The sequence below is a fragment of the Vibrio sp. AIC-3 genome, assembly GCF_013114515.1.
Lineage (GTDB): Bacteria > Pseudomonadota > Gammaproteobacteria > Enterobacterales > Vibrionaceae > Vibrio > Vibrio crassostreae_C.
The window spans coordinates 82,504-106,319 of record NZ_VTXG01000008.1 but is presented as its reverse complement, the minus strand read 5'-3'; the positions used below and the strand labels follow the sequence as shown (position 1 = coordinate 106,319).

20 protein-coding genes are annotated in these 23,816 nt (G+C 43.4%); 8 read left to right on the top strand and 12 right to left on the bottom strand.

The annotated features are described in order from the left end of the window. Positions 1-66: 66 nt before the first annotated feature. From F0229_RS08160 to F0229_RS08150, 3 genes are all read right to left on the bottom strand, one after another. The gene (locus F0229_RS08160; protein ID WP_017064630.1) at positions 67-636 is read right to left on the bottom strand and encodes a YceI family protein; all 570 of its coding nucleotides are present in this window, start codon (positions 634-636) and stop codon (positions 67-69) included. Next, positions 633-1,172 (bottom strand): cytochrome b, encoded by a 540-nt coding sequence (locus F0229_RS08155; protein ID WP_171732604.1) that lies wholly within the window; start codon positions 1,170-1,172, stop codon positions 633-635. The genes F0229_RS08160 and F0229_RS08155 overlap by 4 nt, the downstream gene beginning before the upstream one ends. A gap of 153 nt (positions 1,173-1,325) precedes the next feature. Then, complete coding sequence (locus F0229_RS08150) at positions 1,326-1,571, bottom strand: DUF2164 domain-containing protein (protein WP_017059821.1); 246 nt, start codon at positions 1,569-1,571, stop codon at positions 1,326-1,328. A gap of 252 nt (positions 1,572-1,823) precedes the next feature. On the opposite strand from F0229_RS08150, the gene F0229_RS08145 reads away from it, so the two are divergent. After that, complete coding sequence (locus tag F0229_RS08145; protein ID WP_017069925.1) at positions 1,824-2,459, top strand: hypothetical protein; 636 nt, start codon at positions 1,824-1,826, stop codon at positions 2,457-2,459. Positions 2,460-3,035: 576 nt separating this feature from the next. Beyond that, positions 3,036-3,773 carry an EAL domain-containing protein gene (locus F0229_RS08140; RefSeq protein ID WP_029235240.1) on the top strand — a complete coding sequence of 246 codons (738 nt, stop codon included), beginning with the start codon at positions 3,036-3,038 and terminating at the stop codon, positions 3,771-3,773. Positions 3,774-3,952: 179 nt separating this feature from the next. Here the strand turns inward: F0229_RS08140 and F0229_RS08135 are convergent, their stop codons facing one another. Genes F0229_RS08135 through F0229_RS08125 form a run of 3 tightly spaced genes read right to left on the bottom strand, consistent with a single transcriptional unit; the run spans position 3,953 to position 9,152 of the window. After that, positions 3,953-7,012 carry an efflux RND transporter permease subunit gene (locus F0229_RS08135; protein WP_171732603.1) on the bottom strand — a complete coding sequence of 1,020 codons (3,060 nt, stop codon included), beginning with the start codon at positions 7,010-7,012 and terminating at the stop codon, positions 3,953-3,955. Then, entirely contained in the window at positions 7,009-8,064 is a 1,056-nt protein-coding gene (locus F0229_RS08130) for an efflux RND transporter periplasmic adaptor subunit (protein WP_171732602.1), read from the bottom strand. The genes F0229_RS08135 and F0229_RS08130 overlap by 4 nt, the downstream gene beginning before the upstream one ends. Beyond that, positions 8,064-9,152 carry an efflux RND transporter periplasmic adaptor subunit gene (locus F0229_RS08125; protein ID WP_017064636.1) on the bottom strand — a complete coding sequence of 363 codons (1,089 nt, stop codon included), beginning with the start codon at positions 9,150-9,152 and terminating at the stop codon, positions 8,064-8,066. The genes F0229_RS08130 and F0229_RS08125 overlap by 1 nt, the downstream gene beginning before the upstream one ends. Before the next feature lie 150 nt (positions 9,153-9,302). On the opposite strand from F0229_RS08125, the gene F0229_RS08120 reads away from it, so the two are divergent. Continuing rightward, the gene (locus F0229_RS08120) at positions 9,303-10,046 is read left to right on the top strand and encodes a TetR/AcrR family transcriptional regulator (RefSeq protein WP_017069888.1); all 744 of its coding nucleotides are present in this window, start codon (positions 9,303-9,305) and stop codon (positions 10,044-10,046) included. Between the two features lie 115 nt (positions 10,047-10,161). Here F0229_RS08120 and F0229_RS08115 read toward each other — a convergent pair whose 3' ends face one another. From F0229_RS08115 to F0229_RS21970, 3 genes are all read right to left on the bottom strand, one after another. Continuing rightward, positions 10,162-11,433 carry a DEAD/DEAH box helicase gene (locus tag F0229_RS08115; RefSeq protein ID WP_017059829.1) on the bottom strand — a complete coding sequence of 424 codons (1,272 nt, stop codon included), beginning with the start codon at positions 11,431-11,433 and terminating at the stop codon, positions 10,162-10,164. 57 nt (positions 11,434-11,490) lie between these two features. Next, positions 11,491-12,102 (bottom strand): ACP phosphodiesterase, encoded by a 612-nt coding sequence (locus tag F0229_RS08110; protein WP_017059830.1) that lies wholly within the window; start codon positions 12,100-12,102, stop codon positions 11,491-11,493. A gap of 205 nt (positions 12,103-12,307) precedes the next feature. Beyond that, positions 12,308-12,436, bottom strand: coding sequence for a hypothetical protein (locus F0229_RS21970; RefSeq protein ID WP_017059831.1), 129 nt, complete (start codon positions 12,434-12,436; stop codon positions 12,308-12,310). A gap of 446 nt (positions 12,437-12,882) precedes the next feature. On the opposite strand from F0229_RS21970, the gene F0229_RS08105 reads away from it, so the two are divergent. Beyond that, positions 12,883-14,106, top strand: coding sequence for an aromatic amino acid transport family protein (locus F0229_RS08105; RefSeq protein WP_017059832.1), 1,224 nt, complete (start codon positions 12,883-12,885; stop codon positions 14,104-14,106). Positions 14,107-14,254: 148 nt separating this feature from the next. Next, the gene (locus F0229_RS08100) at positions 14,255-15,679 is read left to right on the top strand and encodes a methyl-accepting chemotaxis protein (protein WP_017072169.1); all 1,425 of its coding nucleotides are present in this window, start codon (positions 14,255-14,257) and stop codon (positions 15,677-15,679) included. 408 nt (positions 15,680-16,087) lie between these two features. Here F0229_RS08100 and F0229_RS08095 read toward each other — a convergent pair whose 3' ends face one another. The 3 genes from F0229_RS08095 to F0229_RS08085 all read right to left on the bottom strand — a co-directional run bounded on the left by F0229_RS08095 (position 16,088) and on the right by F0229_RS08085 (position 19,480). Continuing rightward, positions 16,088-16,813, bottom strand: coding sequence for an HAD-IA family hydrolase (locus F0229_RS08095; RefSeq protein ID WP_017059834.1), 726 nt, complete (start codon positions 16,811-16,813; stop codon positions 16,088-16,090). A gap of 303 nt (positions 16,814-17,116) precedes the next feature. Beyond that, positions 17,117-18,925 carry an HD domain-containing phosphohydrolase gene (locus tag F0229_RS08090; protein ID WP_171732601.1) on the bottom strand — a complete coding sequence of 603 codons (1,809 nt, stop codon included), beginning with the start codon at positions 18,923-18,925 and terminating at the stop codon, positions 17,117-17,119. A 60-nt stretch (positions 18,926-18,985) separates the two neighbouring features. Further along, the gene (locus tag F0229_RS08085; RefSeq protein ID WP_171732600.1) at positions 18,986-19,480 is read right to left on the bottom strand and encodes a hypothetical protein; all 495 of its coding nucleotides are present in this window, start codon (positions 19,478-19,480) and stop codon (positions 18,986-18,988) included. Between the two features lie 248 nt (positions 19,481-19,728). Here F0229_RS08085 and F0229_RS08080 point away from each other — a divergent pair, with 248 nt between their 5' ends. The 3 genes from F0229_RS08080 to F0229_RS08070 all read left to right on the top strand — a co-directional run bounded on the left by F0229_RS08080 (position 19,729) and on the right by F0229_RS08070 (position 23,685). After that, positions 19,729-20,208: a CreA family protein gene (locus tag F0229_RS08080; protein WP_017064645.1), complete on the top strand. Its 480-nt coding sequence runs from the start codon at positions 19,729-19,731 to the stop codon at positions 20,206-20,208. A 129-nt stretch (positions 20,209-20,337) separates the two neighbouring features. Then, positions 20,338-21,642 (top strand): inosine/guanosine kinase, encoded by a 1,305-nt coding sequence (locus tag F0229_RS08075; protein ID WP_017069885.1) that lies wholly within the window; start codon positions 20,338-20,340, stop codon positions 21,640-21,642. Positions 21,643-21,936: 294 nt separating this feature from the next. Then, positions 21,937-23,685, top strand: coding sequence for a formate--tetrahydrofolate ligase (locus F0229_RS08070; RefSeq protein ID WP_171732599.1), 1,749 nt, complete (start codon positions 21,937-21,939; stop codon positions 23,683-23,685). Positions 23,686-23,816: the final 131 nt, after the last annotated feature.

Below are 23,816 nucleotides of genomic sequence, written 5' to 3'. Positions count from 1 at the left end.
AGTATCGACCAAACTTTTGATATTTCTAAATAATGTTGATACCTGTCAGAGAGCTAGAAAACTAGATTACTTTTTTACGCCTTCAACGTGTAGTTCCATGTCTACATAGCTTGAAGCGCCCATTACTGGAATGTTGAAGTCAGCAAGTTCTAGACGAGTTGTACCCACGAAACCAGCACGCTCACCGCCCCAAGGGTCTTGACCAGCACCGATGAATTCAGCTTCGATAACGATTGGCTTAGTTACGCCGTGAAGCTTAAGGTCACCCATTACTTCAAGTTTGCCGTTGCCTTTATCAACCACTTTTGTGCTGTTGAAAGTAGCGTCAGAGAATTTACCTGCATCAATGAAGTCAGAGCTACGGATGTGCTTGTCACGCTCTGCGTGGTTTGAATCAAGGCTTGTTGTATCAATAGTTACGTTTACTTTTGATGCTTCAACGTTGCTTTCATCAAATGAGAAATCACCTGAGAATGTGTTAAAACGGCCTTGGATAAAGCTATAACCTAGGTGGCTAACTTTAAAGTTAACTGAAGCATGCGCACCTTTTGTATCAATCACGTAATCAGCGGCGTTCGCAGCGAAAGGCATTGCCATTGCAAATGCTAATCCTGTAGCGATAATTGACTTTTTCATTTTGAAGCTCCTATCATTTTTCGTAGCGTATCGTCTTTGTCGATAACGTGGTGTTTTATCGCCGCTAAGGCGTGCACTGATGCCATAATGATCAGTACCCATGCAGCATAGTAGTGAACCGTACCTGCGAGATCAGATTGGTTTGCAAACAGTTCGCCCATACTTGGTACAGTGAACCAATTGAATACCTCTATCCCGCGGCCATCTGATGTCGAAATCAAATAACCTGAAATAAACAAAACCGCTAAGTTGATGTACATGAAGCCGTGAGCGATCTTCGCTGCTGCAACTTCATAGCTTTTACCTTCCACTTTAGGTGACGCGGTAACTAGGTTCCAGACCAAGCGGATAACGGTAACGGCAGCCAAAAGAATGCCTACCGAGCGGTGATAGTCTGGCGCTGTTTTGTACCACTCGCTGTAGTATGAAAGATCAACCATCCACAGGCCTACACCAAATAAGCCAAATACCGCGAGAGCTGAAATCCAATGCATCGCTCTTGCTAAAGGGTTGTAATTTCTAACGTTGTTGTCCATGCATCTCTTCCGAATGTTAACGAGTAGTGTAGTTTCGAAAAGCGTACCCTACACCAAGTTTGTGTAACATATTATTTACCAAGCTTTACATTGGTAACATCATTTCAAATTAAACGAGTTATTCAAATTATTTGAACAAGTTTGGGCTAAACGTTAGATTTCAACGATTTGTTCGATCTCGTAAAGCTCATCTGAGATATCTAACATTTTACGTTCCATGACTTTTTGAGCGTCTTCTATCCCTTTGTTGTAGTAAACCGCCCCAAACTTTTTACTTATGAAATCGACCAAGAATTCTGTGTCGAACTGACCAAGCTCCACATCGAGTTCATCCTGCAGGTACTTTTGGAGCGTATGAGTAAGCTCAGACTTTTGTTTCGAATCTAATTGAATGGTCATGAATGTTTCCAAATAAAGAGTAAGTAGATCAATTGTGATTTGCTGACTAGACTATAGTCGAGGTAACTAGCTAGAATTCCTCATAATTTAGAATACAGACCTGTAGAGCGCCAGTGCTATCCATAAAATCACTCAGCAATGGTTAATTTTGATAGAGAGATCAAGAACTCGCACTTTGACGATAGGTAACGGAACCGCAATTACCGTACTATTGCCCATCAATAAGATAGTAGCTGTGTATAAGGGACTTCATTGTTATTAGATCTAGTGATTAAAAGCGTTAATCAATTTCAAGACGATTGCCTAAAGCTCTGTGAACGCCACTACCCTACGGTGCACAATCAAGGGATCAGTGAGCACCATATAGGTAAGGCATTTGCCCGCCGAATGGAGCACACCTTCGTTAGCTTTAATCATGCAAGCAACATCAGCCCACTTGAAATGCTTTCTTCTGGCGAAACGCCTCGACACTTCCGAATATCTTCCGAAATTGGTACCGTTTGGATGATCAGTCATCATATGGTGAGCGCCGGGAAAACCTGTCGTAGAAAGTTAATGTTGGACATCCATAATTGGCAACAAGAGTATGGATTTTCCATTCAACCCAATGACGTTTTGATCATTGTCTCCGACCATTGGATTAGCCGAAGTAAAAACAGTGGTGAATTATTGCATTGGTGGATGGGTGAACTCCCAGACGAGATCACGGAATATAGCCAACAAGGTATCACGCTAAGAGAGAGTGATTCTCAATTCGCTACTGACTTAAATAATAATTTTAAAATCAGCCCTTGCTTCATTAAATTTGGACACCCTTTAAAGCGGTCAGGAAATCAACAACTGGTTCGTAAATACCTGCAACTTTACGCAGTACTTCAATGGCAGTAAGAATACGGGTCAACTTTTTTAATCAGTCTTGAAAGTAAATAGTTAGACCTCCATCCCAATATTTTATAAAACCCAACTCAAGCCCTACCCAATAATCAATCAAAATTTATCTTCGATAAAATAATAACTTATCAGCTCATCGTTCATATTTTGAGAAGTAGATATCATTTATATGCAAACAGAGTTGTTTGTTAATAATGTAACTTTGACATTCCCCCATAACCTGAGGCTTTATCCTTACTTTCACCTGGTGTATTAGCGTTGAAAGCTTATATTGATTGGTGTTGATATGAGATAGATTACTCAGAGATTAAATTCACAATAGTCATTATTAATGGTGAATGATAAGTAATTTTAATGACTAATATCAATTATCATGCTGTTTTTTCGTTAATTATATTTATTTAAATATTGACTCTACAAATGAGTTTTTATTAATTGACAATTTACTTACACCTGTCAATATTGTGACAGGCGCGACATGTACGTCCGCCATTGAATAAGCCCTCTTTACTAGCGACTATGATTTTATCAGACAGAAGTGAATTTATTAGCTGTATATCCGTAGATGCTGATATGCAGTTTATTGCGAAATACCAAGACCTGACGCTTAGGAGCGTCTATCAACCTATATTCGACTCTTCTATGACTCAAATAGGTGTTGAGGCTTTGGTGCGCATTTCAAATAACAAAGGTGATATTGTTCGTCCTGATCACTTCTTCCATTCCGACGAAACCTCAAGCACAGACAAAATCAATGTAGAGAGGTTGAGTCGAGCGATTCATATCCGTAACTTCGCACAATCGACAATCCGTCATTTACATCTATTTTTGAACGTTCTTCCAAACGTTGGTGAGTTGTTTGCTGCAGAAAAGGTCAGCGATAGCTTGTTAGCTAAACGCCTTCACGAGCTGAACCTTTCATGCGAACAGATAGTGATGGAGTTGGTAGAGTTGAACGCAGAAAGTGAAGAGCGTTTGAAAGATGCCGCTCTTTCTCTTGCGGATAATGGCTTTCAAATAGCGGTCGATGATTTTGGAACACAAGCATCAACCGAACAACGCGTTCGTCACATTAACCCTCATATCATCAAGATAGACCGCTCGGTTATGTTGGACTTTGAACAAGGCGACACTCGAGAAATGGAGTTAGTACTTGATCTTGCAAACCAAATTGGCGCAAAGACAGTGATTGAAGGTATTGAAACCCAACAACAACTCGAAGCGATGCAGGGCTTAGGCTTCAATATGTATCAAGGCTACCACTTAGCCATGCCAAAGCCGATTGAGTTAGACATACGGCTAGCAATTTAGAATCGCCCTATTGTTCTTAAAGCCGCTTGCCCATTGAGTAGCGGATTTTTTAATGCTTGCCTATTCGTACCCTCTTACCGCTCTCACGTGTCAACACATTTCAGGACGGGACAACACGCATAAAAAACCCAGTCAAATTTGACTGGGCTGGCTTAAAAGAATCTGTTTTATATCATTCCCTAATAACCCGCAGTGGACGGTTTGATTCTGTATAAAATAGCGAACATCACCGGTACTACTATTAGCGTTAGTACGGTAGCAAAGCCTAAGCCTGCCATGATGGTAATCGCCATCGAGCCGAAAAATGCATCGAATACCAAAGGAATCATACCCAAGATAGTCGTTAATGCTGCCATAGATACCGGTCGTACACGACTAATCGCACTGTCGACAACCGCTAAATATGGGTCTTTACCTGTTGATAGCTCACTGTTGATCTGGTCAAGCAGTACAATGCCGTTCTTCAAAATCATGCCGCTTAGACTCAATAAGCCAAGGAACGCTGTGAAGCTGAATGGCATATTGGTACCTAACAGACCAATTGAAACACCAATGATAGAGAGTGGAACCGTAAACCAAATCACAAGCGGCTTACGAACCGAGTTAAACAGAAGCATCGTGATGATAAACATCAGCAAATAACCCATTGGCAGTGAGCCAAACAGAGATTCTTGCGCATCTTTAGAGCTTTCGTACTCACCACCCCAGCTAATGCTGTAGCCTTCTGGTAAATCTAATGCTTCTACCTTTGGTTTCACACGAGCAAACAGACTCGCTGGCGTTTCATCACCCAACACATCGTGATCAGCCAGTACGGTTAGCGTACGTTTTCTATCACGACGTTGAATCAGTGGTTCAGACCATTGAAGCTCTACGCCATCAATCACTTGCTCAACTGGGATGTAAGTTTGTAGTGATGGGCTCCAAATCTTCACATTGTTCAGTGATTCAAAATCAAAACGCTCTTCTTCCGGTAAACGCGCCACGATAGGTAACATATGAGTACCATCACGCAGTAGGCCGATGTTGTAACCGCCAAACGCCATCTGTAATGTCTCAGACAAGTCAGTTTTTGAAATGCCTAGGCGACGAGCCTTAGATTCGTTGAACAGTGGTACAAGTTCTTTAGTGCGTTCACGCCAGTCATGACGAACATTTCGAGAGCCTGGATCGGCAAGCAAGATGTCTTCGACTTCAACTGCAATGTTACGCAGTACTTGTGGATCGGCACCGATAATACGCGCTTCAATTTTTGAAGCGGGTGACGGACCAAACTCAATCAACTTGAACTGGAACGTTGGTTGCTCAAATTCGTTCGCTAAGTCTTTGTCTAGCGCCGCTAGAGCCTTAAACATAGTGTCGCGGTCAGTGGTTCTTACTTGTAACTGGGCGTACGCTTCGTAGCTTTTCTCTGGTTGGTAAGTCAGTGCGAAACGTTGCATGCCCTGCCCAACCGTTGTCGTTACAAACTCCACGTCGTCTTGCTGGCGAATGTAGCTTTCAACTTTTTCTGTCTGCTTGATCGTTTCACGAACATCGGTGCCTTCTGGCATCCACATGTCTACGTAAAACATTGGGGTATTTGACGGCGGGAAGAACTGCTGCTTCACCATACCAAAACCGACGACAGAAACTGCTAATAGAGCGACCATACTAACTACAGTAAGCCATCTAAATCGAAGTGCTACTTTCAGACACGCACCGAATACCACAAACAGGATGCCTTTGTATGGGTCTTCGTTCTCATCAACCTTGTCTTCTTCTTTAAGCAACATCTCGGCAAGGAATGGCGTTAGTGTTAGTGCAGTTACCCAACTCAAAAACAGTGAGAAACACAGTACCCAAAACAGTGAACCCATGAATTCGCCTGTCGCATCCTTCGACAAACCAATCGGTGCAAACGCTGTGATAGCGATAATGGTCGCACCTAACAGTGGCCATTGTGTTTGCTTGACGATGTCTTTCGCTGCTTGAAGCTTGGTTTTGCCTTTCTTCAAGCCCACCAAAATACCTTCAACGACAACAATCGCATTATCCACCAGCATACCCAGCGCGATGATCAGTGCCCCCAGAGAGATGCGGTGCAGTTCAACATCGTTGTAATCCATCAGGATGAAGGTACCGAATACCGTCAATAGAAGAACCAAACCGATGATCAAACCACTGCGTAAGCCCATTGCGAACAACAATACAATGATAACGATGGCTACCGCTTCAACTAGGCTGATTAAGAAGTCAGCCACAGATTTGTCTACTTCTTGCGCTTGGTTGTAGAAGTAATTCAGTTCTACACCCGCTGGCTTAATGCTTTCTAGGCGAGCCAGTTCCGCATCCAGTGCTTTACCAATCTCAACCACGTTTACACCAGAAGAGAACGCAATACCCAAGTTGATTGCTGGTTTACCGTTGTACGTTAATACATTGCCCGGCTTTTCTTGAATACCACGAGTTACTTCAGCGACATCTTTCAAGCGAATCAGGTTACCTGTATCGCGACCATGAATGATCAGGTTTTCTAGTTCTTCAACCGTGCTTAAGGTGCCGTTTGGCTTGATCGTAAGGCTTTGACCATTCAGCATCACCTCGCCTGCCGATACCACACTGTTTTGCTGTGCTAGCAGTGACGTAACCGTCGACATATCTAGGTTCAATGCGGCTAAGCGTTCCAGTGACATCTCAACAAACAGTTGTTCTTGTTGGTCACCTGCAATGCTTACTTTACCGACACCGTCGACCAGTTCGATTTCACGCGTTAGGTAATCTGCGTACTGTTTGAGCTCAACGTAATCGTAACCATCACCGGTCAGCATGATCATCACACCAAACACATCACCAAAATCATCGATGATCTGAACGGAATTTACACCACTTGGCAGTGTTGGTTGTAGATCGTTGATCTTACGGCGCATTTCATCCCAGATCTGAGGCAGCTCGTCTGGACCGTAGTCCATCTTCATACTGACCATAATTTGGGACATACCGTTCGATGATGTCGAGGTAATCTTGTCGATGTACGGAAGCTGTCTTATCTCTTTTTCTAGTGGGTAAGTCAGCTCTTCTTCAACTTCCATTGACGTAGCGCCAGGGTAAGTTGAAATAATCATTGCATCTTTAATGGTAAAAGCTGGGTCTTCTAAACGGGATAGATTACCAAAAGACGTCACACCGCCAATGGCCAAAATGACTAGAAACAGCCAACTGATTACTTTGTTCTTTATTGAATATTCTGCGATGTTCATTCTGCTTTTCCTGACAATTGGATTCCGTCACGGAGTTTTCTTAAATTCGAATTTACGAGTAGCTCACCTTGCTCAACACCATGAGCGATGAGTGCGCCTTGGCCACTGATCTTGTCGACTTCTACTTCGCTTTTGAATGCTTGTCCGTCTTCCATTTTCCACACATAGAACTGATTCGCTTCAGAGCCCGCTTCTAGCGTTGTCATTGGTAATTGGTAGCCTTGAACATCGCTCAGGCCCGCTTTCGCCATATCTACATTGACCGTAACGCTCGTGCCCGGCAGAATTTCACTTTCAGGCTGCTGCATCTGCATCCAAAATTCGTAGGTACGGGATTGTGGGTGCAGTTCACTGGTGTGTTCTAGATACGTCAGTGGATATTGGCCTGTGTGACCGCCAAAGGTCGCCTCAGGACGATAGCTATTTGAACGCATGTCTGGGCTAATTGACGCCAAGATCGAATCTGATACTTGAATTCGCACATACACCTTGTCGTTCTGGTACACACTCAGTAGTGTTTCTCCAGGCGTCGTATTTTCGAATCGTTGCTTATCGACAGTTGAGACTGTTCCTGAGAATGGCGCTAAAAGCTCTGTGTAACCTAGCTTGCGTTTTGCCGCCGCCAAATTCGCCGATGCGAGCTTGTAGTTAGCCGTCAGTTGGTCGTGTTCTGATTGCGATAACATTTCGCTGCCAAACATCTCAGTACCACGGGCCAACTGTTTGCTCGCCAGTTTGAATTGAGATTGAGCATCAGTCAGATCTTGGACGTACGTTGCGTTATCTAAGGTGGCTAATAACTGCCCTTTTTCGACATTGTCGCCCGCTTCTACTAATACTTGTTGAATCTCGCCTGCTAGCTTAAATGCCACGGGAGTCAATTCAGCTGGCATCACCTGTCCATTAAAACTTCTGAACTGATTAGTAAGCGGTGCGCCAACTTCAAAGGTAGAAACCAACAAAGGTGGTTGTTCACGGTGTACAGCTTCATTGTTACAGGCTTGAAGTAACAGAACCGACGCGACAACAACTGATAATTTTGAAAGGTTCATTAAATACCGCCCTCACGAAGCCAAGCTTTTACTTGTTGTCCGTCTGATAACACATCCACACCCGCTTCAACGATAAGGTCACCAGACGACAATCCGTCGATAACCTTGCCTTGCTCATCAAGAAGGACTTGTACTTTAGAAATCAGTTGAGAGTCAGGGTTATAACGCCATAGTTCACCATGGCCTACGTCTTTGTTTAACCAAGCTGAATCCACAATACCAATGCCGTAGTCAGATTTACTTTTCTGAACTTCAACTTGCGCTGTCATACCAGAAAGTAGATTGATGCCTTCTGGCTTTTCGATAGACACAACCGCTTGGTAGCTGTTGGTATCTTCATCTGGTTGCGTTGAGATTTCTTTAAAGCGAGTCGGGATACGAATGCCGCGGTGGCTGTCCATCACAACCCACATGTTTGAGCTCGTTAGGTCTTGAATAGAACGGTCTTCAAGCTTTGATACTGGAATTGAAAACGTCACATCCATTTCACTGTGATTCAAAATATTCAGTACAGGCTGCTTTTCTGCGATCAATTGATATTGCTTTCCAAACACCATCGATACCACGCCATCGAATGGAGCAACTAAGGTAGTGTAGCCAAGGTTTGTTTTTGCTTGGTCCAACTCAACTTCAGCGGCAGTAAAGGTGTTTACGGCTTGGTCGTAGTAATCGGTACTGACCAGTTTTTTCGCATACAACTCAGAAGCTTGTTTGTATTGGCTGTTCGCCAGATCAAATTTAGCTTGGGCTGCGTCAACGGCAATACGGTAATCCGTCGCGTCTAATACGGCTAACACCTGACCTTTCTTCACTTCTTGTCCCATACGAACATCGAAGGTTTCTATATCTCCACCCACTTGGAAAGAAAGTGCCGCACGGTCGGTTGCATCAACCTTTGCAATGAAGCTATCGAGATCAATATCAGTCTGTTGTGGGATTTCGAACAGCTTGACTGGCTTGATTACCTGCACATTTTCCTCTGACTGAACTTTGTCACATCCAGTTAGAGAGCCTGCGAGCAATAGTGCTGCAATAACAGCTCCCATGCGCTTGCTCGATATGGCATTGATCGACAAATTGAACTGCATGATGCCTCTCCGTTTAATTATTATGATTTATTACACAGGTGGGCAGTATATTTAATATTAAATAATTCTCAAGCTTTACTTTCCACTTGTGCAGTATTTTTTATTTCAGTAAAAACAGTGTAGAATGTTGTAATCAGGTAATTATGTGAAATGAAGATGACCGAAAAGAAGCAAGGTAGAAGAAGTGCAAAAGACGCCGAAGAGACGCGTTTTTTGATCATGAGCGTTGCCGCAGACATGTTCTGTGACTTTGGCTACGATCGTGTATCACTGCGAAACATCAGTGAAAAGGCAGGCGTCTCGCATAGCCTTATCCGCCACCACTTTGGTAGCAAAGAAAAGATTTGGCATGCAATAAGTGATTGTTTACACGATTATTTTCAGTCTTACATCAGTAAGATTATGGAAGAGCTGCCAAAAGATGTTGCGCCAAATATCGCTATCTACCTGTTTAGCATGCGTCTGTTCACCAACATGATTCACTCACGTAGGCCAATGCAGCTTATTTCAGACTCTGTTCGCCAAGAAGACAACCTAGTTGATTACTTCATCGACAATGTCGGCGATGTTGAAAAAGAGATTAACGGGCTTGCCGCTGAGTACAATGCAGCTAACCCAGACAAAATGATCAACATTTACGAAGTTAAATGGCAAATGATCATGTACGCAAACGGCGCTGTATGCCTCACTCCCTTTATGGAAAGCACTTGGAATGAAGGCGATATGGTCACCTCTCCTGAAGATGTTCTACTTAAGCATTGGCAGCTTTTCAACACGCAGATGGTCAGCAAGTTCAATATTGATGAAGAGTGGGTTCTAAACCCAACCTCGATTGAAGAGCTGATTTATGAAGTGCCATGTGAATGGAAGTGTAACCAGGAACATAAAGCTTAATCGGGTTCATACCCATGATGAGCTTATAAGATACAAAAACGCGCCGTTACAGAAGTCACTGTAACGGCGCATTTTTATATGTATAGATCTTTAAACTGGAGCTTTGTCCAGCTTGTTAACGACGTGCTTTACCGCGGTTTTGGTGAATCTTAAGCTTCGCTTTCATCTTACGTTTTTCTGATGAACGGCTCTTGCTGCGACCACCACGATCGGGCGCTAGATCTTTTTCAAGGCTTGGTTCAAAGCCCTCTAGCCACTCTTGAGGCAAGCGCGTATCAAGTAATCGCTCAATGTCACCCAATAGGTAAGCTTCATCCTGACTCATCAAAGAGATCGCTAAGCCGCTGTTACCCGCACGGCCAGTACGTCCGATGCGGTGAACATAATCTTCTGCTTTAAATGGCATGTCATAGTTCACAACTTGTTCTAGCTGCTGAATATCAATACCACGAGCTGCCACGTCGGTTGCGATCAACGCACGAACTTTTCCTGACTTGAAATCGTCTAGGGCTTTTTGACGCGCACCTTGGCTCTTATCGCCATTGATTGATGCCGCTTTAATGCCGTCTAACTTAAGCTCTTTAACGAGAGCATCAGTGCCCTGCTTAGTCTTTGTGAACACCAACACTTGTTGCCAGTTTTTTGAACCAATCAAATACGCTAATAGCTCACTTTTACGCGACTTATCTACCGGGTAAACCATCTGTGTTACGGTTTCAGCGGTGCTGTTTTTTGGCGTAACTTGGATTTCACTTGGCTTCTGCATCATACGGTGTGCAATCGCTTTGATTTTGTTATCAAACGTTGCAGAGAAGAACAGAGTTTGACGCACTTCGTTCATGCGAGAAAGAATACGCTTGATGTCAGGCATGAAGCCCATATCTAACATACGGTCAGCTTCATCCAGTACCAGTACTTCCGTTTGGCTCAACATGATGTTTCTAGTGAACATGTGATCAATAAGACGACCAGGCGTCGCGACAAGAATATCTGCGCCACCGCGTAAGTTATCAGTTTGCACCTTCATGCTAACGCCGCCGTAAGCCACCACGACTTTAATGTCGGTGCCCTTTGCGTAGCTAGTTAAGTTATCGAAAACCTGTTGTGCCAATTCACGAGTTGGCACTAATACAAGCGCACGAACGAGCTTAGGGTTCGGAATAACGTTGTCTTTTGTCTCGATTAATCTTTGAATAATCGGTAAACCAAACGCAGCCGTTTTACCTGTACCCGTTTGAGCACCAGCCAGTACATCTTTGCCTTCTAATACCAATGGAATTGCTTGTTCTTGAACACTGGTAGGAGCCGTAAAATTAAGCTCAGACAACGTGGCAAGAAGATGCTCAGATAATCCTAGTTGGTTAAAAGATTTTGTAGATTCAGACATAGTATGATGCTCAAAGATTAAATAGGCGCGGATTGTAGCAAACCTGCATTACGCTGTTTACCTTTCCTTTTGATTTTTCTTCATTTGAAGCGCATTAAACTGCTTAGCTTCCTCTAAAACGTTGGGATAAAGCTCATTAAAGTGACACTGCAACGTATCATAGTGACGTTCGAGGTCATCGTAACATGCCTCGAGCATACCGAGCTTAGGCCTTCTCAACGCCATTCGCTGCAACACCACCTCTATAGATGACATGTCTTGATAGCTCTCTAACCATCTATGCTCAGCCATTTTCTGATGAACCATAACGAAATTTTCAGGCCAGTGTGGCTCTTGATGTTCAAAGATCTGCTCATGGCTATCTAAACAAAAACGCTCTAATGTCTGCTGTGAAAACTGATCCCAATGATTGGCTAAGCAGTGATCCCAAAATACATCGAGTGCGATAGGCGCAAAGCGTCGTGTTTGGTCTGAGAAAAGTGATTTTGCAGAACGAGATACATCATGACGATCAGTATAGCTATCAACAAATCGATGAAGCCTAATACCGTCAGAAAGGGAATCAGAATAGTGTTTATTAGGGTCGCCTTTAACAAAATCACCTAACAGGTTACCTGCTAAGTTGCTGTTACAGTGCTTGGCGATGTGAAGGTGTGCGAGAAAGTTCATTGAACCTCATTAAAGTATCGAGAACTAAGTAACATGGTAAACGTACTCGTTTATCTTCGCGAACTTTAATGAGGATAGTTTTGGTATGACGTGTGAGCGAATACGATTTGCTCAGTTTAGAATTGTTTGCTTTGAGAAGCTTTAGCTAAGAAAACTTTTATCTTTAAAACGTTTCAGTTGAAACTGAATTAAAGATCTTAAAAGCTTAGTTCGAAGACTTGAAAAGCTCTTCTGCTAACTGTTTCACTGTCTGCTCATAGTCAGACAAATCAATGCCAATTTCCATAGCATCTAACAACTCTAGACTTTCGTCATTATAAGATTGGTCACTCATTGTGCCCCCTCTATTCCTTGATGTGGACATGATGTCCTATTAACTAGTGCACCATCTTGGACTTATATTATGTCACTTTGATGAACGCACTCTACTCTACCCATTCCATATTCATAGCTTAAAGCTACTCGCGATCATTAACGCTTTTTTACGCTAAAGGGGTATACGCGAACGACATATGTACTGCCACCTTACACCAAGTACAACAAATTACTCTATAAATTTTGAAGCTGGTCATGGTCAAACGTTTGCTTTGCTCATTTGAATGCTGCAACGCCCCTTTATGTAAATATTAATTTACAGTGCATATTTTTAATTACATTAGGCATTGCATTTGGAATTAAACTCAATCAGAATACTTAATAATCGAGATATTCTTTGGGTTTATGCGCTTAAGCCAGAAGAATTACAATTAAAACACACCCTAACGTAAAGAATTATATACAATGAATAAATCAAAGGTTTTTGGTAGTACTTTGATCATTGCAGGCACAACTATTGGTGCTGGCATGCTCGCTCTTCCACTTGCTTCTGCGGGTATTGGCTTTTCAACTTCACTTTTCTTGATGCTGGGTTTATGGGCGTTAATGGCCTTTACGGCGCTATTAATGGTAGAGCTTCACCAATTCGCAGAATCTGACGCTACCCTACACACGTTAGCTCATACCATTTTAGGAACAAAAGGAAAGTGGATTGCGAGCTTCGCGGTGATGTTTCTTTTCTACGCTCTGTGTGCGGCATACATAGCTGGCGGCGGTGCGCAATTTAACCAACGAATTTCGGATATCGCGGGTATCGAACTCAATGCTCAAATCACCACGCTTCTATTTACCCTATTAGTTGCCGGCGTTGTTACGATTGGTACACACAGTGTTGATAAAGTTAACCGCGTTTTGTTTGGCTTAAAGCTTATCGCGATGGTTTTGGTACTCAGCTTCCTAGCGCCAAACATTACCTCTCAATACTTAATGAGCATGCCTTTACAGCAAGGCCTGATTGTTGCGGCTATTCCGGTTGTGTTTACCTCTTTTGGTTTCCACGGCAGCATCCCATCAATTGTTCGATACCTAGATGGTGACGTTCGTTCTTTACGTAAGGTAATGATTATTGGCTCGGCACTGCCTCTGGTTATCTACGTTTTCTGGCAAAGTGTTACTTTGGGCGTGATTAGCCAAGAGCAGTTGTTGTCTGACACAAGCTTGGGCGCGCTATTAGTCTCGCTATCGCAAACGGTTCATCAATCCAACCTAAGCGTGATCGTCGGTGTGTTTGCAGACCTTGCACTGCTGACATCTTTTATTGGTGTGAGCTTGGGCTTATTTGAATTCATGGGCGACTCACTGAGCAAGAAACTAGGTAACGCAAAACGTGTTAAGACAGCTGCTATCACCTTCTTACCGCCACTGGGGTTTGCCTTATTTTACCCACAAGGCTTCATCATGGCTTTAGGCTACGCAGCCATTGCACTTTCAGTGCTCGCGATTCTGTTACCAACAGTGATGGTCTACAAGGTTCGTTACACTGATTTCTCTGTCAAACCACAATCTTCAGAAGCCAGTTACCAAGTGTTAGGCGGTAGCAAAGCGTTGTTTTTAGCAGGTAGCGTTGGCGTATTTATCATTGCGATTCAAGTTCTTATTTCAGTAGGGTTACTGCCTTCTTTAGGCTAATAAACCTATACAGAACTAATTTACTTGATTCAGATCTCATAAATGACATATCACTATCATTAATTTTCACAATTAGTCGATTGAAGTCACATTTTTATTGAGGTCGGTTATTTAGAGTCCACGGTAAAGGATTTACCGTGGAGTTTTTATGAAAGAAGTACAATTTCGAACGATAGACAAACTGTTTATTAAGATGTCGATCAACGACAAGTTTTGGGTCATTTTCTTAATCTTTTTTGCCGCTCTGGCAAGCCTAGCTGGACTGAACTACGTCAACAAAATGGAACACATTGACGTAACTGCAAAACAGCAGGTCGAGTATCAACTGCAAGGCATTTTATCAGCATCAGATTCCCCTGCTTCTGTTCGCTCTGTTAGCCAGCAAACTCGCGCTCAACAAACCACTATTTCAAACAATGGTTCGGTGACTGCCACAGCACTCGCACAAGATGGCAACTACTACTCACTTACCGTTTCAACTAACGATATACAGAATCAAAAGCAGCAAGCACTGTACACTTTCTTACTGAGCTTTTTGTGGTGTGTGCCTTTTGGTCTTTTCTGTTACTGGGTAGCGACTTTCCTAGGCGGCGCACTTTGGGTTCTTTATTCAACGACTCAAAAGATTGGTGATGGTGACTTAACATCACGCCTTGGCTTCCACCCTGGCCGTGATGAGTTCGGCACGATTGGTTGTGCGCTTGACCGTTCAATGGACACGCTTAGTGAGTTAGTCAACAACGTAAACCACAGTGCAGCAACGCTAAGCGAAACATCGGCTTCTTTCGAAACTGAGATGAAGCGCAGCGAAACACAAATCATGAGCCAAAATGCCTCTCTAGACTCTGTAGCGACAGCAATGGATCAGATGACAGCTTCGGCAAATGAAGTCTCTAACATCTCTGCACGCTCAACTGAACAAACAGAACAAGACGCGCAGCAAATCAACGATAGCCACGCGAAGGTTCAACAGGCAATCTCGGAAATCACCACCCTTTCTTCTTTGATTGAGCAAACCTCATCTTCTGTTACTAGCTTGAATGTGAATACGAGCCAAATTAACGAGGTCATCACGACGATCAATGCTATTTCAGAGCAAACTAACTTACTTGCTTTAAATGCCGCGATTGAAGCCGCTCGTGCGGGCGAGCAAGGCCGAGGTTTCGCTGTTGTTGCTGATGAAGTAAGAACACTGGCAAGCCGCACTCAGTCGGCTACTGTAGAAATCCAAGCGATGATTGAACGCTTACAGCAAGAGAGCCAAAATATCGCGAAGATCACCGAACAGACGGTTGACCAAGCGCAAACCAGTAGCCAGTTGATTTCAAACATTGGTCACGACGTAAACTCGATTGCAGATTCAGCTCAAGCACTAATGGACATGAGTATCCAAATCGCAACATCAGCCGATGAGCAAAGTAACGTTGCCAATACGATTGCAGCAGAGCTTAACGATATTCGAAGCCAATCCGATGTGATTAAAGACGTGGCTCAGAATTCTTCAAATGGCGTATCTAGGCTAACAGAAGCGTCGGTTTCTCTATCTCAGACATTGGCACGCTACCGAACTTAAGGATCAACTGGTGAACTAGCGGCGTGAATTGAAAACAAACTAATGAGGACTCGTAATGGGTCCTTTCTTTTTGGCTTTTGTTTAATAACATTACAAGAACCATGGTCAATAACGATGACATTATCAATTACCATGAAGCAAGTCGCAAAGGAGAGATTAAGAAGTGTCAGAACTGTCTAATATTCGAGCTTAGGAGTAATCTAATTGAACGGGTCTTTTTTCGCTTACCCCCTTGCTGCAGGTGACACATAATGAATAAAACAGAAACACCAAACACCGACGACATTACATGCCCTTTATGCCAACACGACGAGTATCTGCTTTCAGAAAGTGGAGAAAAGTTTACTTGTGCATCTTGCGGTTTCCACACCAAACAATTTAGTAAGGTAGTCAGCCTTCAACTAAGCTCTACCCCACCAAAGCTGCAGAATTCGATATACCACCATTTGAGCAGTGCTTGCCATTAATCCAAACTGAAATTTCTTCTAAACTGTAGATATCCTGAGCCGCGAGTTCTGCTGAGTCGGCTTCGGGATCTACGATTGCTTCATCAATACTCGGGCGTAATCGAAACGATTGGATACCCGCGCGAACACCAGCCTCAATCCCTTTCAACGTATCATCCACGTAGATGCACTCATTTGGCAGAAAGCCCATGTTCATGGCCGTGTACATGATTAGATCAGGCTCTGGCTTCCAGCTGTTAGCATCAAAAGCTGAGAACACTTTGCCTTTGAAGTCGTCTAGCATGCCTGTCATCGCCAATGAAGATTCAACCCTAGATTTCGGTGCATTGGAAGCAATACAAAACTCGATGTCTTGTTGTTTGAGGAATTCAATAAGTTCGATAGCGCCATCCATCGGTTTTAAATGACGCTGGAACAGTGCTTGTAATTCATTGCGATATAACGGCTCAAGTGTATCAATCGAGATAGATAACCCAAGACGTTCTTGTGTATCCATTAAGATGTCGGCTAGCTTCCCGCCTTGAAAGTGCGCATAGCAGTCGTTGACGTTTAGCTCCGCTCCAAAGCCAGTGAAAACGTTCACCAAAGCTTGGCAGCACAGCTTTTCACTATCGATAAGTGTTCCGTCACAATCGAAAATCACACATTTAGTCTGTTCTAACCGCATAGGTATCTCACTCAGATTGAATCCAAGTTTTATCCTATAGTGTTCTTTCAATGCGCGAGATGATTGAGGTAACAGTTTGCAGATACAGGCTTATTTCTCTTCGCGAAATATGGAGTTGATCACTTTATCGCTCAGCATAAGCAACAGTTTTCATTAAATTAACCCAGATTCTACGAAACCAAATACTGCGAGCTTTACATAAGCTACTCAATTTCAGGAGAAAATATAAATCACTACTTCCTAGCCGGATCGTGGTGAATCGATAAAAAAAATGGCTTATAGGCTACTCAGATAGAGCGACAATTAGCTAACAACCGACTCTTCTAAGACCTTAGCTTCAAGCGAAGGTGAAGACGCATATTCTACAGTTCCAGTATCGGGGTACGAATCTCGGATAGCGACAAACTCGGATAAGTGTTTCAGTAGCAATTTAGTTAGCTGAGGATCAAACTGGTAGCCACACTCTCGCTCAAACAAATCGACCACCATATCTAACGGCCACGGTTCTTTGTAGCAACGTGCACTAAGCAGCGCATCAAACACATCGGCTACGGCAGTGATACGAGCAAACAGGTGTATTTCATCACCCACTTTTCCATTCGGGTATCCAGCACCATCCCAACGCTCGTGATGTTCGTTAGCAATGATTGCCGCGAGGTTGGTAATATCACCCGCTCCGCTCTTTAGTAAGTTATAGCCAGCCGTAGTATGAAGCTTCATCACCTCCCACTCTTGGTCGGTTAATTTCCCAGGTTTATCCAAGATTGATTCAGGGACTGAAATCTTACCCACATCGTGCATTGGGCTGATGATCTCAATCATCTCGACCTCGCGATGGCTCAAGCCACGATACTTAGCAAGCAGTGCAGACAACTTGGCTACACGCTTAACGTGATTACCAGTTTCGCCAGAGCGGGTTTCAATTGCCTCTCCGAGAACATGAATCATATCCTTTTGGATATTCAAGGTCTGTTTCTGAAGCTTTAAGATTCGTTTGTTCTTATTCGCCAACTCTTTCTTTTGGCGCAGAGTGACAAATTGCATCAAGATGATCAGGCTCAAACCCGCAATCACCATCGACAGCCCCAATAACAACTGGAAGTTTTTGCGAATAAAGGATGAAGGCTCGTTAATGAAAACCGCTTCGTCAGGTAACGCGTTTCCACTAATCCCGTATCTCTTCATTGCAGGGTAATTGAATACAAAACGTTTGTTGTCTCCGGGAGTTAACGGTGTAGTAAAACCAAGTGGAAGGTATTTATCCAACGCATCGACGGCCTGTTCACCCATGCTTTGTGAGTGATTAACGTAACCACCGAGTACATCACCCGAAATATAGAACTGCCATAAAGCAAACACCGGAGCAGCACTCGCTTTTGACAACGTATCCGCAATCTCTTGGTAAGTGTGATAAACCCCTTGCTTTAACTCGGTGTTGTAATGACTGAGCAATACCGCATCGTCCGCAGAGATCCCTTCCAAAAATTGGCTCGTATGCTCCAGCGACAAGTCGCGAATTTCTACGAGATTGATATTTGAAAATTCAGCCATCATTTTGTTCATTTCTTTATGAATCAATTCAGACGTGACACTGTAATCATTTACAAAATAGAGATTCTTTAGATTAGGTCTTAATTTGGAGATCAGCTTAATATTAACGTCTATCTGATCGTTCTCGTAAAGCACAGTTGCTCTGTCAGACACCGCGTACATGTCGGTGCTGAAATCATTGATGCCGGCTGCAACGACAGGTGTTGAGCGATCAATCAAATTAGGCAGAGATTCAAGAAAATTGGCCGCGTTATCGTCCGTCGCAATTACGCCATCAAACTTATAACCTGCATATTTCGCACGTAAGTAGTTCGCGAGAGAGTCGTAATACTCTCGGCTGTGAACACGCTTAGAATCCAAATACTCTATTGAGAGTTTAACTTCGGTTTGAGACTGGCTGAACGCACTGTCTATCCCTTTCTGGAAGTCAGCAGTCCATTGATAAGAAGGTTCGTATGAGTGTAAAACTAGGATGCGTTTTATATCCCAGTCGTTAGCAAAGCTGAGTGAAGAATAAGCGCTAACACACAATACAGCGATTGATATCAATAGCTTGTACATACAATACCTTTTAAATAAGACGGGGTATTGTACTTAGATTAACGCTTTGTCAAAGAATCTTTAGTTCTCGATCCACACTTTATCGCAAGAAGCATGATCTCGTGCCCAAAAATCGTGTAACTGCTTAGCAAAGTTGTTGATACTTTGACCATTTCCAGCAACGACATCCGAGATCAATAGGGAACCATCCGCTTCTGTGACGATAGCGCTCGCCACAACTTCACCGTTTTGAGTACCAATATATAATACATGATCGTCAGAAAGCATAATTTGGCTCAAGAACTCAAGCATGTGTGCCCTTTCGATTTCATCTTGGTAAACGCTTGCTTGGTTGAGTGAAAATAGCACGGTCAATTTATGGAAATCGACTTTATGCAGTTCATCAATTTGGGAAGGAGTTTGATCTTGTGCTAGGAGTTGGTATGTCTTGGATGGAAGTTTGCTTTGATAAAGTTCACGGCCGAGGAGGCTCTCTTTTGCGGGGTAAGCAATATCGAGCTGACTAAATAGCCATTGGTTTTTCTTGTGTGCAATTTCAGGTATTTCGTTATTCATTCTTTTAGTACCTACGGTTAGTATCCCCAAATATCGCAGTTATTTGGAAGACATACGGTCGGCTGAGGTGCCGAGCTACAAGCAGAAAGCATACAGAGCATGATCAAGGCCAACAAGTACTTTAAATGCTTCATATTTTTCATTATCCAACAACATCCTTTAAGAACTTAACGAAAAGCTCTACACTCGTATTCATGCTTTCAATATCCTTATAGTAAACAGAACTATATAAATAAAAAGGACTTCTTATGAAAAAAGCCTTAATAGCAGCAGGTATCGTGACAATGTTAGCTGGCTGTTCGGACAACGAGGTTGGCGACGTCTCACTGGGTTTCTTCACAATGAAGGATATCAAGATGTCTTCATTAGATGACGATAAGATCGCGGGTGTTACCTGTCATATCGCATCAATCGAAGCAAACCTTAGCCTTTCTGATCCAAGTGATAGCTCTATATCTTGTCGTCAAACAGGTGAAATTACACCAGAAATGATTGCTCAAATAGACAAGAGTAAGTCTGGCGAAGTGGTATTCAAGCAATCGAAAAGTATCTTCTTTAAAACAATGAAGGTTCGTCGTATCTACGATGCAGAGAATCAGTCGCTGCTTTACTTGTCTTACACCACCAAAGAAACAGAAGGTAGCTTCAAACACAGCCTTTCAACTGTTCCACTATGGGGTACAGAGGCTTACGTTGATCCAGCGACGTTAGTACAGCCAACCGAGTAGTTTCAAACATATAGTTAGTTGAATCACCTGTACAGACATTGTGCAGGTGATTCAAAATGTAATAAAAATGAAAGAAACAGAAACAAAATGTGATATCATGCGGCAAAATTTTTTCACTGTATTTTTCATATGAAGTTTCCTGGACAGCGTAAATCTAAGCACTACTTTCCAACTCACGCACGTGATCCGTTGGTCAACCAAATTCAACAAACGCCTAAGCTTCACCGCGCAACGATTGTGGGTGTTGGCCAAACGATTGTTGATATCGAAGCCCGTGTTGACAACGAGTTCCTAGAAAAATACGAGCTGAGTAAAGGTCACTCACTGGTATTGGAAGAAAGTAAAGCAGATGCGCTGTATGAAGAGTTAGTTGAGCGCGGTTTGATCACGCATCAATATCCTGGCGATACTATCGGCAACACACTGCACAACTATTCCGTACTTGCGGACAGCAAATCAGTCCTGCTTGGCGTAATGTCTAAGAAGATTGAAGTTGGCTCATTTGGTTATCGTTACCTTTGCCGCACTTCTTCTCGTATGAATCTAAACCACCTTCAAACTGTTGATGGTCCAATTGGTCGTTGTTACACACTGATTTCTGAAGATGGCGAACGTACGTTTGCAATCAACGAAGGCCACATGAACCAACTTCTTCCAGAAAGCATTCCTGAAAAAGTCTTCGAGAAAGCGTCTGCATTGGTTGTGTCGTCATACCTAATGCGTGGCAAACCTGAAGATCCGATGCCAAAGGCGGTACAAAAAGCGATTGAATACGCGAAAGCGCACAATGTGCCTGTTGTACTAACACTTGGTACTAAGTATGTGATCGAAGGCAACGCTGAATGGTGGCAAGAATACCTGAAAGAAAACGTAACCATCGTCGCGATGAACGAAGATGAAGGTGAAGCGCTAACGGGTGAAAAAGATCCTCTATTGGCTGCTAACAAGGCACTTGAGTGGGTTGACCTAGTTCTATGTACTGCAGGTCCTATTGGTCTATACATGGCAGGTTACACTGACGAACCAGCGAAACGCGAAACCACACTGCCATTGTTACCGGGTAACATCCCTGAGTTCAATAAATACGAATTCAGCCGTGCGATGCGTAAGCAAGACTGTAAAGACCCAGTAAAAGTGTACTCTCACATTGGCCCTTACCTAGGTGGCCCACTTGAGATTAAGAATACCAATGGCGCTGGCGATGGTGCACTTTCAGCACTACTTCACGACATGGCAGCAAATAGCTACCACCACGTGAATGTACCAAACTCAGAGAAACACGAGCACACTTGTCTAACTTACTCTTCACTGTCTCAAATTTGTAAGTACGCAAACCGTGTAAGCTACGAAGTGTTGACTCAGCACTCTCCTCGCCTTTCTCGTGCATTACCTGAACGCGAAGATAGCTTAGAAGAAACATACTGGGATCGTTAATCGACCATATTAGGCAGTTACCTCTTAAAGGTTAACGCCAAGTGAGATTACCCATTCCTTGAAGGGCTGCTATATGCAGCCCTTTTTGTATTCAACACCAATATAACGGCAGCTGAAGTTAATCATATCGAATATTTTGCTCGTTTAAGATTTGATCTCGCGCAATGACTCTTTAGATCTGTTATCTTCCAGCACATAATTCGTGTGGTTTGCCTTTACTTGGCAAATTTATACAGTACTATCGCCACGCAAACGTTTACGTACCACCTTTCGGTTCTGATATAAGGATCAAATATGCTGTCTGATATTGATATTTGTCGCTCTACTCCCCTTAAAAACATCAGTGAGGTTGCCAAGCAAGCTGGCCTGCACCACAACGAACATCAGCCATTAGGGCAATTCAAATCTAAAGTGTCTCTCACATCACTTGAACGCCTCGCCAACCAACAAGATGGTAAGTTAGTCGTAGTCACGGCGATCACACCGACACCTCTTGGTGAAGGCAAAACCGTCACTACTATCGGATTAGCACAAGGCCTCGCAAAGATTAACCAATCTGCAATGGCCTGCATTCGTCAGCCTTCAATGGGCCCGGTATTTGGTGTAAAAGGCGGCGCAGCGGGCGGTGGTTACTCTCAAGTTGCCCCTATGGAACAATTAAACCTGCATCTCACGGGCGATATTCATGCTGTTACGGCCGCTCACAACCTCGCCTCCGCCGCCATTGATGCACGTTTGTATCATGAACAGCGTGAAGGGTTAGACGCCTTTGAAACGCGCTCAGGCTTAAAAGCACTGAATATCGACCCAAGTAGAATCGTTTGGCGACGTGTACTTGACCATAATGATCGCGCATTACGCATGATCACGGTTGGCAAGAACGAAGCAGACAAAACAATTAACGGCTTTGAGCGAGAAGATGGATTTGATATCTCAGCCGCTTCTGAACTAATGGCCATTCTTGCTCTAGCCAATGACCTTCAAGATTTGAGAAAGCGCATCGGACGAGTGGTACTTGCTTACAACAAACAAAGCTTGCCGCTAACCGCAGATGACTTCAACGTTGCAGGCGCAATGACCGTGACCATGAAGGATTCTATTGAACCAACATTGATGCAAACCCTTGAAGGCGTTCCTACCCTAATTCACGCCGGGCCTTTCGCGAACATCGCACATGGTAACTCTTCAATTATTGCCGATAAAATAGCGTTAAAGCTGAGTGACTTTGTGGTAACTGAAGGTGGTTTCGGCTCAGACATGGGCTTTGAGAAAGCGTGCAACATAAAAGCGAAAGCGTCGAACAAGAAGCCCGATTGCGCTGTGGTTGTCGCAACCTTACGTGGATTAAAGGCTAACTCTGGTTTATACGATTTGAGACCGGGCACTCCGTTACCTGATTCAATCTTTAATGATGACCAAGACGCGCTTGTTGCAGGGTTTGAGAACCTAAAATGGCACATCACTAACGTTAAGCAATACCAAGTGCCTACAGTTGTTGCGATTAACCGATTCCCACAAGACTCAGCTCAAGAGCTCGATGCTTTGAAACAGATGATCACCGACTTCGATCCAAGCGTTAGCGTTGAAGTAAGCGAAGCATTTGGTCAAGGTGGCGAAGGGGCGACTCAACTGGCTCACGCCGTGGTAAAAGCTTGCCAAAAACAGAGTGGATTTAAGCCTTTGTATCACTCAGAGCAAAGCCTAGAAGAAAAGCTGATGGCAGTCGCTGAAGTTGGCTATGGCGCAGCAAGTATTACGCTATCTCCACTGGCTAAAAAACAACTGGCCGAATTCAAACTGCATGGCTATAACGACCTATCGGTTTGTTTAGCAAAAACACCATTATCGATCTCGACAGAAGCACACGTAAAAGGTGCACCAATCCAATTTGACGTGCCCGTTAGAGAACTAAAATTGTGTGCTGGTGCTGGTTTTATTTACGCGTTGTGCGGCAATGTGATGACCATGCCAGGCTTGCCTGACAAACCGGCGTTCATGTCGTTAGATATTGATAGTAATGGAAATATCGTAGGCCTAAGCTAGCTGTCCTTAGTTAGATAAGCGGCAATTAATCGCGATTAATTTGGCTAATATTTCGGAACATCGTTCTATATTGAGCAATCAAGCTTAAGTGCAAGAAGTTGCACTTAAATCGTAGTTATATGCGAATCTTG

Bases quoted from the DNA above. Each gene is read 5' to 3' on its own strand.
- F0229_RS08130 (WP_171732602.1), bottom strand. From the start codon at position 8,064: ATGAACCTTTCAAAATTATCAGTTGTTGTCGCGTCGGTTCTGTTACTT.
- F0229_RS08095 (WP_017059834.1), bottom strand. From the start codon at position 16,813: ATGCGGTTAGAACAGACTAAATGTGTGATTTTCGATTGTGACGGAACA.
- F0229_RS08075 (WP_017069885.1), top strand. From the start codon at position 20,338: ATGAAGTTTCCTGGACAGCGTAAATCTAAGCACTACTTTCCAACTCAC.
- F0229_RS08070 (WP_171732599.1), top strand. From the start codon at position 21,937: ATGCTGTCTGATATTGATATTTGTCGCTCTACTCCCCTTAAAAACATC.
- F0229_RS08135 (WP_171732603.1), bottom strand. From the start codon at position 7,012: ATGAACATCGCAGAATATTCAATAAAGAACAAAGTAATCAGTTGGCTG.
- F0229_RS08140 (WP_029235240.1), top strand. From the start codon at position 3,036: ATGCAGTTTATTGCGAAATACCAAGACCTGACGCTTAGGAGCGTCTAT.
- F0229_RS08150 (WP_017059821.1), bottom strand. From the start codon at position 1,571: ATGACCATTCAATTAGATTCGAAACAAAAGTCTGAGCTTACTCATACG.
- F0229_RS21970 (WP_017059831.1), bottom strand. From the start codon at position 12,436: ATGAGTGACCAATCTTATAATGACGAAAGTCTAGAGTTGTTAGATGCT.
- F0229_RS08085 (WP_171732600.1), bottom strand. From the start codon at position 19,480: ATGAATAACGAAATACCTGAAATTGCACACAAGAAAAACCAATGGCTA.
- F0229_RS08080 (WP_017064645.1), top strand. From the start codon at position 19,729: ATGAAAAAAGCCTTAATAGCAGCAGGTATCGTGACAATGTTAGCTGGC.
- F0229_RS08125 (WP_017064636.1), bottom strand. From the start codon at position 9,152: ATGCAGTTCAATTTGTCGATCAATGCCATATCGAGCAAGCGCATGGGA.
- F0229_RS08120 (WP_017069888.1), top strand. From the start codon at position 9,303: ATGAAGATGACCGAAAAGAAGCAAGGTAGAAGAAGTGCAAAAGACGCC.
- F0229_RS08105 (WP_017059832.1), top strand. From the start codon at position 12,883: ATGAATAAATCAAAGGTTTTTGGTAGTACTTTGATCATTGCAGGCACA.
- F0229_RS08160 (WP_017064630.1), bottom strand. From the start codon at position 636: ATGAAAAAGTCAATTATCGCTACAGGATTAGCATTTGCAATGGCAATG.
- F0229_RS08100 (WP_017072169.1), top strand. From the start codon at position 14,255: ATGAAAGAAGTACAATTTCGAACGATAGACAAACTGTTTATTAAGATG.
- F0229_RS08110 (WP_017059830.1), bottom strand. From the start codon at position 12,102: ATGAACTTTCTCGCACACCTTCACATCGCCAAGCACTGTAACAGCAAC.
- F0229_RS08155 (WP_171732604.1), bottom strand. From the start codon at position 1,172: ATGGACAACAACGTTAGAAATTACAACCCTTTAGCAAGAGCGATGCAT.
- F0229_RS08090 (WP_171732601.1), bottom strand. From the start codon at position 18,925: ATGTACAAGCTATTGATATCAATCGCTGTATTGTGTGTTAGCGCTTAT.
- F0229_RS08115 (WP_017059829.1), bottom strand. From the start codon at position 11,433: ATGTCTGAATCTACAAAATCTTTTAACCAACTAGGATTATCTGAGCAT.